Source organism: uncultured Traorella sp., from assembly GCF_944327115.1.
GTDB lineage: Bacteria > Bacillota_I > Bacilli_A > Erysipelotrichales > Erysipelotrichaceae > Traorella.
This window is the reverse complement of record NZ_CALVGS010000124.1, coordinates 1-14,485: the sequence shown is the minus strand read 5'-3', so window position 1 is coordinate 14,485 and position 14,485 is coordinate 1. Positions and strand designations below refer to the sequence as shown.

Here is a 14,485-nt window from a genome sequence, read left to right as displayed (position 1 = left end):
TTTCAGCCTGGAGTAATTCACTTTTCGTCCACTTCAAAGAAATCACCTCGTTGCTTAACGTAAGTAGTTTACCACAAACCCCAACAATAGGCAAGATTTATTTGCTGGAAAGTTAAAATACTTGACACTAATCATAATATTTTTATCATGCTGACTCCCATGATAGATTGCGATTCTTATATCTAAATATAAGCCACTTGAACAACACTTGTATAAGTAGCATATTAAGTAATATAATCACTTTAGAGGATACTTGAAAGGAGAAAGCATGAAACTATTAGCTATTTTATTTGGAGCAATATCAAGTTTCTTCAACATTCTAATAAAGAAACATTAAATATTTCTAGCTTATTAACGAATATATAGTAGGTTTTGATATATTTCATGATATTTTATATAATCAATGAACTAAACATTGCAAGTTGATTTTTATATTCAAAATTAACAAATTAAAATAAAGCTATGCTTAAATGCCGTTTATAAATCGGTATCACTTAGGTGATAAATAAATAGTTGCCATGCAGCTATTTTTTTATACTTTTTTCACTTTCTCTTCTCTTTTTTAATAATTCATAGCTTTATTTTACAATATACATAATCACTCAAAATCTTTACTCCAACATATAGATGTCATGCAGGAATTGAGAAAGTTTTGGAAATATTCAAAATAACATAACTCTAAAACACCAAACTTGCACATGTTACATACAAAGGCGTTTTGGAAGTATTCAAAATAACATAACTCTAAAACTGCGCATAGCCAAGAGCATAGCCTTCATCGGTTTTGGAAGTATTCAAAATAACATAACTCTAAAACACCAAACTTGCACATGTTACATACAAAGGCGTTTTGGAAGTATTCAAAATAACATAACTCTAAAACTCACTGCTAAGCATATACCACATATCGTCAGTTTTGGAAGTATTCAAAATAACATAACTCTAAAACCTCAAATTTAGAGTTAAACGGTAACGACTCCACTTGTTATTTTGAATTTGCGTCTTTATTATAAATCAAATCAAATTCATTATCAATTAAATATACATCTTCAAATAATGACACCCTTTCATCCGAATTTTCTATGAATAATGTATCTATTTGTTTATACCGTATATATTTAAGTATTTCCTTTGCTTCTTCGTCATCAAAATAATCGAGAGAATGAGATATAATTAAAAGAATGTCTGGCATAAATTCAGAAAGAATTTCTATTATTAATAGTGCTTTATCTAGTAACGTTGAATATTCTGCCCATATTTTTATACCATTAGATTTAAAATATGTCTCTAATTCTAACTGTTCATTTATAATTAAATCGAAATTCCATTCATTTGCTGCATTAATTATAGATTGATTTATCCTATTGATTGATAAATAAAAATCATTAACTAATTCATTACTTTCTTCTATTATCTGCTTTAGAGATAAATATAGTCTATTAAGAATAGTCTTAGAATTAATTTCAAAGCTGAAAATATCCTTTATCAAAATAATTTTTTTGATAAAACAAGTTCTAACTCATCATTTAAAATAACTATTTCGTTTAGGCTTCGATGATCATAAGTCAATATGTTTTTTATAGTATTAGTAAATAGTTTTTTATCCTCTATGACTAATAACACATTTTTATAAGAAAATGTTTCTATATCTTTATAAAATCCTTTAATTCTTACTTTCATATTATAATGATCCTTTTTTCGCTATCTTCTATTTGACTTTGTTTATTTCCAATAATATATTCCATTTGTGAAAACTGCTTCTCCGTTACTACTAACATTTGTATCAAACCTTCTTCTGGTTTATTCTTTTCTAATTTCAATTTCTCACTTTTAACTATTGAACCATTTAATGCAAGTTTGCAATAAACACTTTCTTGCATCATAATATAACCTGATTTAATTAAAAATTTATGGAATTTCTGATAAGATTTGCGTTGTGAATATGTTAAAGTTGGTAGATCAAAAAATAGGATCATTCTCATATATCTAAAACTCATAACTGTAAAACTCTATTAATTCTATGTTTTCATTTTCAATCGCACTAAGTACACTTTTAACATAAATATTAATTGCATTACTTACATATTGTTCCTTATTTTTAATTATTATCTTATTATTTAAAACTTCAAGAAGAGATAACTTCATTGAAGTATCAAAATATATTTTTTCAGTATTCATAACTATTTTATCTATCAATGGTCGAAATGGTTCCATTAAATCGCTAGAAAGATTAAAATTATTAAAATAATTGCTGTGTTTGATACCAATTTGTGTTAAATATCCATAATTTACAATAGATTTATTAAATTGTGATAGCAAAATAGAATAACCATAATTTAAAGAAGCATTTATATCATTGCTTTCTTCTCTCGAAAATCCCATACCAAACAATGAATTAAAATACACTTTAGCCGCATGTCCTTCCCTATTGGTAGAATCCATCAGTTGTAATTCTTCACTATATTTAATAAGTTTTTGATAATTCTTATTATCTAGTGAATATAACAATTTAGATTGATTACATATTTTTTCTTTGATAATTCTAGTCCATACTTTTTGAGTATATAAAGTCCAATTTATCTGTTTCATAATAGTTTGGCTTGAATTGTGAGCGCCATAGTATGGAATTAGTTCGCTCTGAGGATTTCTTTTATCATCACAAAAAATGACTTTAATTTTCCGTTTTATTAATTCTGATATTAAATAAGAAGTAATTGATACAGCAGTAGAATCAATCAAAAGTGTTGATATTTCTGAAAGGTGAATTAAATTAAGCTTTTCGTTGCGAATAATTAAATAATCATTCTTGTATGAAAGTCTTGATTTTGATTTCACTACAACAGTACGCCAAGTCATAACTTTTCTTTTTTACAATATATACCGGTTACAGACTGATGATAGAAAACCGTCTTATCTAAATCTATTATTATTTTGTTTATTCGTCCAACTCTATCTGTTAAACCTAGCAATTTTAAATTTCCATTTTTTGCTCCCGCTGACATCACATTTAAAATCTCAATGATTACTTTACATTTAATATCAACATCAGAATTCTTAAACAATTCAGTTTTATCAGTTAGCCTTTCAGCAATTTTTTTAAATTTAGGATAATGGAAAAGCATTTTTTCTAATAAATCTATATATAACGTATTAATCAGTGTTTCATCTATTGATTGATAATCGTTAATTTTTATAGATTTTACTATTTCGTTTAGTAAAGTTATTTGTTTTTTATTCAAAATTAATTGTTTTGCATTTTGAAGTTCATCTGCTGAACTAATAAAGAATAACCCTCCATCTATTTCGACTAGCTGATTCTTTTTAATTTGTTTAATGATATTAACATGGCTTAACTTATATTCTTTTTCAACATATTGAATGAGTTCCTCATTAGATTGATTTTGTAAATATAAAGGAATATTTATAATCCTTCTAATGCATTCTTGTTTTTTCGATAATTTCTTTCCTTCTATTGCATAGAAATTATAGCTAATTTGAGTAAATCCTCCGTATTTTTTTACATCTTGTCTATTTTTGTTTACTGGAAATGAAGCTTCTGTTTTTCCATTTTTACTATTTTTATCAGATGGCATAATTGTTACTTTAAATAATTGACTATCATTAACTTCAAGTTTTTTTGTAACATAACAATCTTTATAATCAAATACCTTATTAATATTCTTTATCATTTCAGGTTCCCAAAGTATCTCACCTGTATCAAGATCATAATGAGTATAGTTCATTGAATTTAATATAAAACCAGAATGTCCGTAATTACCAAGCTTATTTTTTTGATTGTGCATATAACTGTTATAGTCAAATCTGCCATTAAGTTTTGGCAATGCTTTTTTCACAAAAAGCCCAATAATCGAAATGATATAAGCATCATGTGCATGATGAAAATGATTTAATTCTCTAATCTTTGGAATTTCATATTTTTCTCTATAACTATGTCCCATATTCGCTCGTATTGCATAAACTTTAGTACCCACATAATAACTTGAAATAATATTATCAACATGTTTTATCACTTGACGATTTTCTACCAATTGACGATTGATAAATTTCTCTACCATATTGTCATCCATCTTTGAACGTGTTAAATTGATAAATTTCTTTTTTGAAATAAGTTTCTTATCATACAAATTTTTCCAAATCATATATTGCTTATTTCTAATTTCCAAAGGTATAACTAAATCATCCAATTTTCTTTGATTTTCTGAAGAAATGACAAGAACCCTGTTATCTAAACTATCATCCTTGATTAACGAACGAGGAAGAATATGGTCAATTTGATAATCACTTAATCGATTGATATCTAAAGGTTTATTTGAGTACATACATTTTCCCATTTGTGTAAAGTACAAATATAGCCGATCGTCCATACGCCCAGAATCTTTATAATCATTTAATTTATTTATTATTTCTTTCACATCGGTAGTTAATTCCAAGTTTTTATAGATTTGTTCTAATTGTATTGTTCGGGATAAAGTCCTTTTTTTCGTCTTTTCTTCACGTGCAAATTCTATAAATACGTTGGTTGGATTGTGACCCATAAAATGAACAATTTCATCTATAATTAGAAATGTTTGACGAATGCTCTTTTTGATTGCTGGAGAACAGGCAAGTTTATCGATTTCTTCATATACTGAAATATTATCATTTTCTTTAAAATATTCATTTTGTATTAACTGATCATACCCTAACTGATCATCATTAATAATTTCCATTAACATTAAATTTTCTTCTTCCATCACATCCAAAATAGTAGCATGAGAGCTAATTCTATTGTCAGCATATAAACCATTTACTAATTTTGAAGATAAACTCGACCATCCTTTATAATTCAGTTTCATTATTTTTTCTATCTCGGCTTCAGATAAAAGATAAACTTTTTTTAATCTTCGCTTTAATATTTTTGGATCGTTGAATATTGTAACATCATTTGCTATTTTTTCGATTAATTGATAATTTTCATCATTAATCTCTCCAAAAATATTTATAAAATCTATCCATACATTCATAGAAGAAGCAAATTCTTTATCTTTCTGATAACCAGTAATTTCTTTTATTTCTCCATACTCTTCATTATTCAGCCAATCAATTAAATGTTTTTCTTTCACCTTTTTATGTTTTAAAAATAAATCATTAATGATACGTAATTTCATATCCTTTCTAATTAATTTACCATTAATCCTTATCTTATTGAGTTCGGATAGAACTTCATACTTATTACAAGTTAACGAATTTTTAGGCATTACAGGTTCACTTGGTAAATATGTACACATACTTGTCAACTTTTTAATAAATAATACCGCTGTTTCATCAACATCTACAATCTCTTCGTGATTCCATGGTAGAATTCTTTCATTTTCTTTTCCTTTCTTCTTTTTTAACCAGCCAAATGTTTTATTTCCATCTAAAGGGCCATAAAAATATGGTATTCTAAATTCAAGTATTTTTATTATTTTATCTTTATTCTGCATTAATTCTGGATAAAAATTTGATTGCTTGTCTAAGATCATACGTAGTTCCTGAAGTTGCATCTGATATGGAATCGAACCGTAAATACGACTATTTTGTTTTAACATAAAATTTTCTTTTTCAATTTTATCAACTAATTGATGTGCTTCACATGTATCAATTTTCAGCAATATTTTCTTGATATATTTATAAAAGTTGTCTTGTGTCGCTATTTTGGGATGATAAATATAGCTATAATAATTATGTTCGTTTTTCTTATCTCTAAAAACTTCATAATATATTTTAGAATCATATTCTCTAATTATTTTTTTTAATTGTTTCAAATCTTTTTTATGATCTTCATATTTTTTGATCATTATTTCGGAGATGGTTGCTCCATTAGAATCTTCCCCTAAAATTTCTTGAAGTTCCATCCAACTATATATGTTTTGAATTTCTTCAAAGACAGATAATTTATTATCATCTAATACAGTTTCATATTTTGCTAACAAATCATTAAAATCTTCTTCAGATAATTTAAATTTAATATCTTCATTATTACACTTTAAATTTTCATATAAGTACATTTTTGAAAAATTACATGACAATCCTAAAAATCCATTAAATAAATTAGTAAGAATAGATTTTAATGAAGCAGTTAATTCAAAGTTCAATAAACTTTTTTCAATTTTCTCCTTTTTTGTAAGATTGCTTGTTAGTGCTTCAATTATGTTTTGAATATTTATTTCATTTATATCCTCATCAATACCATTTTCTTCAAAAATATGATTCAATAATACTTCTAGTTTTTCTTTTATATCTAATTTATCATTTATAAATTCTTTTCCTTCATAAAGAAAATTCCCTCTATATTTTATGATATGATGTAAAGCAAGGTAAATAAATCTTGGATCTTCCTTTTGATCGCTATTGCATAAATAGTTTCTTAAATGATAAATTGTTGGAAATTGTTTATAAAATTCTTTATCTGTAAATTCTCTATCAGAAAATAAATTATAATTACCTTTATAGTTTTCCTGAAGTACTTCTTTTTTATCTTCTTGAACTAAAAAAGTACTTTTTTTCATACGTATGAAAAATGCTGGATCTTTTTCTAAAACCATTTTTTCCATAATCGATTGAAGAAGAAAAATTCTTTCTCTTCTCTTATTGTATCTTCTTCTTGACGATCGATTTAATCGTCTATTAGCAGCTGTTTCTGCTTCTTCAAATATTCTGCTTCCCCATAAATGATTTTTGTTTTTTTTCAAAAGCATAAATTGCTCATCAATAACAGCCCAACCAACTGATGAAGAACCGGTATCAATTCCAATACTATAATTTGTTTCTTTCTTACTCATTTTTATCTTGACTTCCTTTCTTTAATGCGTTATTCTAATTATGTCAAGAAATTGACATATTCAAAATAACATAACGAGTTAAAATAAAGCTATGCTTAAATGCCGTTTATAAATCGGTATCACTTAGGTGATAAATAAATAGTTGCCATGCAGCTATTTTTTTTATACTTTTTTCACTTTCTCTTCTTTATTTAATAATTTATATCTTTATTTCACAATATACATAATCACTCAAAATCTTTACTCCAACATATCCGCTCTTTCTTTCAATGCATCAAAATCCGGATCATCAGCGGCATTTTTAAGACCCAGTTCATAATAATACTTTGCCTTCTCTAAATCCTTATGATAAGAGGTAAAGTCATCCACAAGCTCAACATAGCCCCATAGCCACTTTGGGTTCTTTTTTAATTCCTTTACGATATTTCTTTCTCCTTCTTCAGCCCGTCCCAGCTTAAATAAAAGAGTCACTTTTAAACGCAATGCATTTTCATAATCCAGATCCGTCACTTCAAACGTATCCATATATTCTCTTTGCATATCTAAAAACATCTGCAGATCTTCTTTTGAATTATAAACAATGATTTCATAATCACCAATAAAATTCATTGCGAATTCTTCCATGATACCACACTTATCTAAATCATCTAACGTTTTGATGCCTTTTCTTTTCGCAAAGTTGATCAAATATCTAAATACTTCTACATAATAAGGCCTTGCTTTATCTTCTTCACGATTTTCATAATAATCTCTTCCGATTAACATTTTCTCATTGATTTTCTTGTCAAAGTATTTTCCAGGTTTGTTTCCATATAAGTCCATTATTATTCTCCTTTATTTTTTATGCCTTATGTTTACATGAAAAATATTATAAAATACAACATTTATCTCTTTGATTGAACAAGCCCTCTCATACCTTTTCACTTGCTTTCTTTATAACATAATAAAAGAAAATAAAAACATAAAATAAGAACTTAAAAACACTTTTTAATACAAATTCTACTTTATTCATCATTTATCCTCCATCTCTGCCATTATCATACAAGAAAACCTGTTAAAAAAACATAACACATCTATCATTTTTGATAAAACATGCTATGTTTCTTCATTTTATCCGACTATCTTATCCATAAATGTTAACATATCCTGCATGACCTCTTCTTTACAGAATTCATTTAAGATCTCATGACGGGCATGAGGATAGACTTTACTCACTACATGAATATATCCCCGATCTCTCATGAAATTAACGGCATTATTAAAATCCTGTTCACTGATGCGACATGGATCTTCTTCGCCAACGATGTAATAAATCGGACAGTCTTTATTTTTCATCTGCCATCCATTTGGGTCATAGGTATTTTTCAGAAGCAGAAACAGATTGAGATAACCATTAAGTGTAAACAGAAAACCACACTTATCACTTGCCTGATAAGCATCCTGCACTTCTTTGACGCTGCTGATCCATGAATGTGGATAATAAACCTCATCAAAACCTTTATTATAAGTACCAAACGCTAATTTATCGATCAGTTTTGAGCGATGGCGTTTGCCTAAGAAAAGACGCATCACTTTTACGAGCATGATTGCCAGAGGAGTCAGTGGATTTTTAGATGGTGAACCGCAAACGATCAAACCTGCATATGCATCGTCATTTCTTTTCATGACACAGCGTACGACAAGACTTCCCATTGAATGTCCAAATAAGATTATGGGAAGATCAGGGTACTTTATTTTGATCTCATCCGTAATTTGAATCACATCACTCACAATGGCATTTCCAGTGGAATCATTAAAATATCCCAGATCGTCATTTTTGATGCTGCCATGTCCGCGATGATCATGCATCACACAGATATAACCATTTTCCGCCATCTTTTCCATTACAGACTGATATCTTTCCTTATTTTCAGCCATGCCATGACACATCTGAAGAATCCCTTTGGCATCACTTTCAGGTTCAATGACCATTACCTCTAATGAAAGACCATCCACTTTGGATTTTGTTTTATAGAATTTATATTCCATTTTTCTCACCTGCATTTAATATATCATAATTTATGATTTTATGGTATATTAAGCCTATGAAAACTTGTGGAATCGTCGTAGAATATAATCCGTTTCATAACGGTCATATTCATCATATCAACCAGACCAGGAAAATCACCCAATGTGATCTTTTAATTGCAGTCATGTCACCCAACTTTGTCCAACGCGGAGAACCTGCCATTATTGACAAGTGGCAGCGGACCCGATTGGCGCTTGAACATGGTGTTGATCTAGTTGTTGAATTGCCTTTTATCTATGCCACCCAAAGTGCTCAACCCTTTGCTATGGGAGCCATGCATCTTTTAAATCTTATGAAATGTGAGGCTTTTTGCTTTGGTTCGGAAAGTCATGATCTTCAGGAACTCATCCGTCTTTCTCAATTTGAAAAGATAGAGTTAGATAAAAAAAAGGCACCTGTCCAATCTTATGAACAGATGTATGGCACGCTTTATGCCAATGATATCTTAGGGATCAATTATCTTAAATATTCAAAAAATATGACTCCTTACTGCATCAAAAGAACCAATCACTACTTTGATGACCGGTTGGAAGAACATATTTCCAGTGCCACCAGCATCCGCAAAGCCATTCAGGGCCATCAGGATGTTTCAAAAGCAACACCGGCGAAAATAGAAAATCCTGTTTTTTTGGAAGATTTTTATCCGATGATCCAACTGCTGTTATTTACGCTTCCAAAAGATTCTCTTAAAGAATTATTTTTAATGGATGAAGGGATTGAGAATCTTTTGATCAAAAATGCCCAATTTTCATCTTTTGAAGAATTTATGAATCATTGCATTTCAAAAAAATATACCCGCAGCAGGATTCAGCGTACCTGTATTCATTTATTAAATCAGACAACAAAAAAACAGGTCAATGCGCTTGCTTTACCAGGCTCTGTGCGTATCTTAGGAGCCAATGAAAAAGGAAGGAAATATTTAAGGAAGGGGAATTTTCCTTATGCTTCTAAATTTAATCAGATCGAAGAAGTCTACCGGCAAATGGAATATAAGGCTTCCTGTCTTTATTCGTTAGCTTTGCCAGAACATTTACGTGAAGATTTCCGCAAAAGAGAATTGGAGGCGCCTGTTTTTCTATGATCTTCTTATGTTTGATCCTTGTAATATTTTTATTCCTTCCCGTCATCTGCTTTCCTTCCTGTAAACATGAAGAAGGCTATGTGGATTGCCTGATCGTGTTGGGATGTCCTGCCTATGATGATGGCAAAATGTCAATTACTCAGAAAATGCGTGTAGAACAAGCGGCAAAGGTGGTCATACGATATAAGATCCCTGTATGTATCTTTACCGGCGGAAAGGCGCATAATCATTATTCAGAAGCGCAGATCATGGGTGAATACTTTACAAAATTAACCCACCAGAAACCACTTTTAGAAGATCAAAGCACGACGACCTATGAAAATATGAAATATGCCCGGAAAATCTGTCAGGAACACCATTTTAAAAAAATCGGGATTCTGACAAGCGGCTATCATGTGAATCGTGCCTATGCGATGAGCCGTAAGTTTTTTGATGATATTACTATGTTTCATGCCCCTTATCGTTTTACGCTCAAAAAGATGCTTCGTGAATATATTTCTCGATATCAGTATCTTTATATTGAAATTAAGAACTATCTTAAAAAGAAAGAAAAGTGATGCCGTGTTTTGCATCACTTTTTTTACTACCTTTATCCTTTCACAGCTCCTGACATGCCTTCTGCATAAAATTTCTGCATCACCACAAACAGGATGGCAATAGGAATCGATACGCAGACAGCAGCCGCTGCAAAACGGGTGTACCAGGCATCGATCATCGTATATTCTAACATACGCCACATACCGATCGATACGGTATATTGTGAGGCATCTGCCCGACAGATCACCCTTGCGAAGATAAAATCGACCCATGGTGCCAGAAAAGAAGACAAGGCCGTATATACCAGAATCGGGCGACTGAGTGGTATCGTGATTCGCGTAAAGATCTGCCACTTATTGGCACCATCCAAAAGAGCCGCTTCATCGAGTGCCTTGGGAATCGTATCAAAAAATCCCTTTGCGATATAAAAGCCTGTACCACTGGCGGCACTATATACTAAAATCAAAGCTGCCTTGATCATGACACCTTCTGATAATCCTAATGCCTGCAAGATATAATATACGGCGATCATGGACATAAAACCCGGAAAAAGACCTAATATCATCGCAATATTCATGAATGGTTTCCGTAATTTAAACCGTAAACGTGACGTACAATAAGCTACTGAAAGTACAAAAAAGCAGGAAACCACACAGGAAGCAGAAGCAATGATCAGCGTATTCATAAACATTTTAGGAAAGTTCAAGACACCTGTATCCGTAAAAAGATGAACATAGTTATCTATGGTAAATGCCTTTGGAAAGAAGGTCGTTACATAACTGCCTCTTTCTACGCGAAGGCTCGTTAAGATGACCCAAAAGATCGGCATCAGCCAAATTACCGCTAAAATGCTCAAGCCTGAATACACCGAACCATTCACCATTCTTTTCTTATTCTTTTTCATTACATGAATCCCTCCTCATCCTTATATGACTGCGTATTGCGATATGTCAATAAAGAAATGACAGCCAAAACCACAAAGGTAAAGATACCGATGACAGCCCCTAAATTATAATATTGTTTATCGATCGTCAGCTTATAGAGCCAGGTAACCAAAAGATCAGTTTTTCCGGCACTCATTCCTACCGGTGTCGGATCACCGCCTGAAAGCAGATAGATCACATTAAAATTATTGATATTGCTCATAAATGTCGTAATCAGATAAGGAGTTGTCACAAATAACATATAGGGCAAAGTAATCTTCGTAAAGATCGTAAAGGCATTGGCGCCGTCCACCTTTGCCGATTCATATAATTCTGAAGGAATATTCTGTAAGATACCGCTGACCTGAATCATCGTAAAAGGAATGCCTACCCATAAATTGATGACGATCACGGTGATGCGTGCCCAAGTTGGATCGGTGAAAAACGGCAAGGAAGCCGAAGCTTCAATCAGATGCAGATTTCGCAATAAGATATTCACTGCTCCCTCCGGCTGTAACATCGTTCGCATGATCATGAGGGAAACAAACTGCGGAACCGCAATCGAGAGAATAAAACAGAAACGCCAAAAGCCTTTGCCCTTGGTTTCTTTACGATTGATGACAATGGCCAGCAACATGCCTAAGATATAATTTAAGATCGTCGCAAAGATGGCCCATGTCAATGTCCATCCCAAGACTCCCCAAAACTGACGGCCGATATCCCCGCTCACATCTAATACCTCAGCAAAGTTTTTAAGCCCTATCCAATCAAAAAGAATTAGGTGCTGATCGATCTTACTGTAATTCGTAAAAGCCATCGTAATCATGAAGATGAGCGGCAGGATCGTAAAGACAAGGATTCCGGTTACAGGAGCACTCAGCAGCAAGACATGCAGCCTGCTGTCAAAAAGCTCTTTGATGTCCTGTTTGAATGTAGGGAGCGCCAGTCCCTTTTCCTTTAAATATTGCACATGACAGGCACTTTTCACATTCGTTCGATATACCATAAAAAAGGCAATCGTCAAAAAGAGGATGCTGATACCAAACAGTAAGATCAAAAGTGACTGATCTCCTGCCGTATATTCATAAATACCTTTAGCTTCATTCCATACCTCCTGCTGTATAGCTTCTCCCAAGGACGGCAGCTTTGCCAGCATCGAGAAACCATTTGTCAGCATGATACCGATATAAATGATCTGCACTGATAAAAAGATGAATCCTTTGATATATTGTCCACGTAAGAAATTAGAGCTACCCATAAGAAGAAGTGAGCATTTTGTGATTCTGTCACCCTGACACCAAGCTGCCTTAAATCCTGATTTTTCCATATCTTCTCCTTTTTTGAAAAAATCCCAAGGAAGATATCCTTAGGATCTTATTTACTGATCATTCAGCTGGGTCACATAGTCATCCAGCTTCTGCTGTGCATTGTCCTTTGTAATATCTTTTGCGATCAAGGCCTTACCGAATGTTTCCGCTGCTATCCAATAAGGTGCCATTTCTGAAAGCGTTGGCTGAATGATCGAAGTATTGGCAATCGTATCATTCTGGGCATTGATCAGAATGTCCTTTGAAATGACTGGATCACTTAGTAATTCATTGCTGCAAGGAATGACGCTGCGCATTTCATAATGCTTGAGCTGAGCCTCACTGCTTCCCAAGAAACGAGCCAATGCAACCGCTGCTTCCTGATCCTCACAGTTCGGATTGACACCAATGGCCTTGCTTCCTGCAAATGAAAGCATCTGCTTCTCTTTACCGTTGATATTCACCATTGGCAGCTGAGCCGCTCCTAAATTATCGCCTAAGATTTCTTTTACCTGGGCATAATCCCAGCTTCCTGAAAAATAAGCTTTTACTTCCCCGCTTCTAAGATTGGCAAGACCGGCTCCGTCGGCATCATTGACAAAATTCGGATTTGCTGCCAGATCCACCATATAATTAACTGCCTGGAGTCCTTTTTCACCACCAAAATCAATACCCTTCGAAGCATCACTGCCATCTCCAAACAAAGTAGCCCCATTTGCTAAAAAGAAGCTTCCGTTATACCATGCCGTCGTCATCGGGAAAGCTACCTTATCCTTCTCTAACATCGTATCTAAGCTTTTGATATCCTCTTTGCTAAAAGCCGATGTATCATAATACATGAACCATGTATTCGTCGTAAACGGAATCCCATAGATCGCATCATCCTTTGTCACCGAATCAATGATTAGCTGTGAATTATTCTTCTTAACATCCTCAGCTGCATCTCCGCCAAGCCTGGCAATCGCATTCGCATCTAACAGCGTTCCGATCTGGTCATTGGAAAACATATAGACATCAGCCGAATTTTTCGGATCCTGTACCACCGTCTTACCAATTGCTTCTTCGCTCACCGTACCAAACTTAAACTCAATTTCCCACTGCGGATGAGCAATCGCAAACTCATCACACATCGTTTGCAGCCAATTCCCCTGACTTTCATCCTGATCCTCAGCCGGTGACCATACGGTCAGCGTCACACTCTTCTTTTCTTCAGCTTCCTGACTGCAAGCACTCAGTGCCAATAGTCCTGTTAAAGCTATCAAGCTTTTTCTGATTTTCATCTTATCCTCCTGTCGTATGCCTCCATTATAGGATTTAAAATACGATCCGTATATATAAGGAATTTATGATATCTATCAAATTTCTATGTCTTGACATCTTTCCTTCATATCTGTCAGCTTTACACATCGCATACGATATTTCTTAGGAGATATGCCATAAGTTTCACGAAAGATCTGACAAAAATAAGAAACGCTCTGATATCCAACCTGACGGGCAATATCTATAATTTTTTCATGGGAACCATCTAAAAGCTCCCTTGCCTTTTCCATCCGCACCTGCCGTATATAGCTTGCCAGATTTTCACCCGTTTCTTTTTTAAAGACGCTGCTCAGATAGCTTGGTGTACGACATGCGATATGTGCAAGCTGATCCACACTGATATCCTGTTGATAATGACATAAGATATATCGTATCACCGCATCGATTTCTTTATGTACAAAGCCCTTTTGCCGTTCAAAAAGAAG

At 32.7% G+C, this 14,485-nt stretch carries 13 protein-coding genes and 1 CRISPR repeat array; of the genes, 2 read left to right on the top strand and 11 right to left on the bottom strand.

Annotated elements, in window-relative coordinates:
- Positions 1 to 649: 649 nt before the first annotated feature.
- Positions 650 to 949: direct repeats of the CRISPR family, unit length 36 nt; unit sequence GTTTTGGAAGTATTCAAAATAACATAACTCTAAAAC.
- Positions 950 to 985: 36 nt separating this feature from the next.
- The 7 genes from csn2 to Q0K35_RS10630 all read right to left on the bottom strand — a co-directional run bounded on the left by csn2 (position 986) and on the right by Q0K35_RS10630 (position 8,852).
- The gene (csn2, locus tag Q0K35_RS10660; RefSeq protein WP_294562845.1) at positions 986 to 1,489 is read right to left on the bottom strand and encodes a type II-A CRISPR-associated protein Csn2; all 504 of its coding nucleotides are present in this window, start codon (positions 1,487 to 1,489) and stop codon (positions 986 to 988) included.
- A complete protein-coding gene (locus tag Q0K35_RS10655) occupies positions 1,486 to 1,680 on the bottom strand; it encodes a hypothetical protein (RefSeq protein WP_294562844.1) in 195 nt (64 codons plus the stop codon). The genes csn2 and Q0K35_RS10655 overlap by 4 nt, the downstream gene beginning before the upstream one ends.
- The gene (gene cas2 / locus Q0K35_RS10650; RefSeq protein WP_294562846.1) at positions 1,677 to 1,976 is read right to left on the bottom strand and encodes a CRISPR-associated endonuclease Cas2; all 300 of its coding nucleotides are present in this window, start codon (positions 1,974 to 1,976) and stop codon (positions 1,677 to 1,679) included. The genes Q0K35_RS10655 and cas2 overlap by 4 nt, the downstream gene beginning before the upstream one ends.
- Before the next feature lie 10 nt (positions 1,977 to 1,986).
- The gene (gene cas1 / locus Q0K35_RS10645) at positions 1,987 to 2,856 is read right to left on the bottom strand and encodes a type II CRISPR-associated endonuclease Cas1 (RefSeq protein WP_294562843.1); all 870 of its coding nucleotides are present in this window, start codon (positions 2,854 to 2,856) and stop codon (positions 1,987 to 1,989) included.
- Entirely contained in the window at positions 2,853 to 6,824 is a 3,972-nt protein-coding gene (gene cas9, locus Q0K35_RS10640) for a type II CRISPR RNA-guided endonuclease Cas9 (RefSeq protein ID WP_294562842.1), read from the bottom strand. Before cas9 ends, cas1 begins: the two co-directional genes overlap by 4 nt.
- 240 nt (positions 6,825 to 7,064) lie before the next feature.
- Positions 7,065 to 7,646 carry a hypothetical protein gene (locus Q0K35_RS10635; protein ID WP_294562841.1) on the bottom strand — a complete coding sequence of 194 codons (582 nt, stop codon included), beginning with the start codon at positions 7,644 to 7,646 and terminating at the stop codon, positions 7,065 to 7,067.
- 288 nt (positions 7,647 to 7,934) lie between these two features.
- Positions 7,935 to 8,852 (bottom strand): alpha/beta hydrolase, encoded by a 918-nt coding sequence (locus Q0K35_RS10630; protein ID WP_294562840.1) that lies wholly within the window; start codon positions 8,850 to 8,852, stop codon positions 7,935 to 7,937.
- A gap of 56 nt (positions 8,853 to 8,908) precedes the next feature.
- On the opposite strand from Q0K35_RS10630, the gene Q0K35_RS10625 reads away from it, so the two are divergent.
- The gene (locus Q0K35_RS10625; protein WP_294562839.1) at positions 8,909 to 9,973 is read left to right on the top strand and encodes a nucleotidyltransferase family protein; all 1,065 of its coding nucleotides are present in this window, start codon (positions 8,909 to 8,911) and stop codon (positions 9,971 to 9,973) included.
- Complete coding sequence (locus Q0K35_RS10620; protein WP_294562838.1) at positions 9,970 to 10,530, top strand: YdcF family protein; 561 nt, start codon at positions 9,970 to 9,972, stop codon at positions 10,528 to 10,530. The genes Q0K35_RS10625 and Q0K35_RS10620 overlap by 4 nt, the downstream gene beginning before the upstream one ends.
- Before the next feature lie 32 nt (positions 10,531 to 10,562).
- Here Q0K35_RS10620 and Q0K35_RS10615 read toward each other — a convergent pair whose 3' ends face one another.
- The 4 genes from Q0K35_RS10615 to Q0K35_RS10600 all read right to left on the bottom strand — a co-directional run.
- A complete protein-coding gene (locus Q0K35_RS10615) occupies positions 10,563 to 11,414 on the bottom strand; it encodes an ABC transporter permease subunit (protein ID WP_294562837.1) in 852 nt (283 codons plus the stop codon).
- On the bottom strand, positions 11,414 to 12,760 hold the full coding sequence (locus Q0K35_RS10610; RefSeq protein ID WP_294562836.1) for a sugar ABC transporter permease: 1,347 nt from the start codon (positions 12,758 to 12,760) through the stop codon (positions 11,414 to 11,416). The genes Q0K35_RS10615 and Q0K35_RS10610 overlap by 1 nt, the downstream gene beginning before the upstream one ends.
- 51 nt (positions 12,761 to 12,811) lie before the next feature.
- Positions 12,812 to 14,020 (bottom strand): extracellular solute-binding protein, encoded by a 1,209-nt coding sequence (locus tag Q0K35_RS10605; protein WP_294562835.1) that lies wholly within the window; start codon positions 14,018 to 14,020, stop codon positions 12,812 to 12,814.
- Positions 14,021 to 14,095: 75 nt separating this feature from the next.
- On the bottom strand, positions 14,096 to 14,485 hold a 390-nt coding region (locus Q0K35_RS10600), incomplete at its 5' end, for a helix-turn-helix transcriptional regulator (RefSeq protein ID WP_294562834.1).

Bases quoted from the DNA above. Each gene is read 5' to 3' on its own strand.
- Q0K35_RS10655 (WP_294562844.1), bottom strand. From the start codon at position 1,680: ATGAAAGTAAGAATTAAAGGATTTTATAAAGATATAGAAACATTTTCT.
- cas2 (WP_294562846.1), bottom strand. From the start codon at position 1,976: ATGATCCTATTTTTTGATCTACCAACTTTAACATATTCACAACGCAAA.
- cas1 (WP_294562843.1), bottom strand. From the start codon at position 2,856: ATGACTTGGCGTACTGTTGTAGTGAAATCAAAATCAAGACTTTCATAC.
- cas9 (WP_294562842.1), bottom strand. From the start codon at position 6,824: ATGAGTAAGAAAGAAACAAATTATAGTATTGGAATTGATACCGGTTCT.
- Q0K35_RS10635 (WP_294562841.1), bottom strand. From the start codon at position 7,646: ATGGACTTATATGGAAACAAACCTGGAAAATACTTTGACAAGAAAATC.
- Q0K35_RS10630 (WP_294562840.1), bottom strand. From the start codon at position 8,852: ATGGAATATAAATTCTATAAAACAAAATCCAAAGTGGATGGTCTTTCA.
- Q0K35_RS10625 (WP_294562839.1), top strand. From the start codon at position 8,909: ATGAAAACTTGTGGAATCGTCGTAGAATATAATCCGTTTCATAACGGT.
- Q0K35_RS10620 (WP_294562838.1), top strand. From the start codon at position 9,970: ATGATCTTCTTATGTTTGATCCTTGTAATATTTTTATTCCTTCCCGTC.
- Q0K35_RS10615 (WP_294562837.1), bottom strand. From the start codon at position 11,414: ATGAAAAAGAATAAGAAAAGAATGGTGAATGGTTCGGTGTATTCAGGC.
- Q0K35_RS10610 (WP_294562836.1), bottom strand. From the start codon at position 12,760: ATGGAAAAATCAGGATTTAAGGCAGCTTGGTGTCAGGGTGACAGAATC.
- Q0K35_RS10605 (WP_294562835.1), bottom strand. From the start codon at position 14,020: ATGAAAATCAGAAAAAGCTTGATAGCTTTAACAGGACTATTGGCACTG.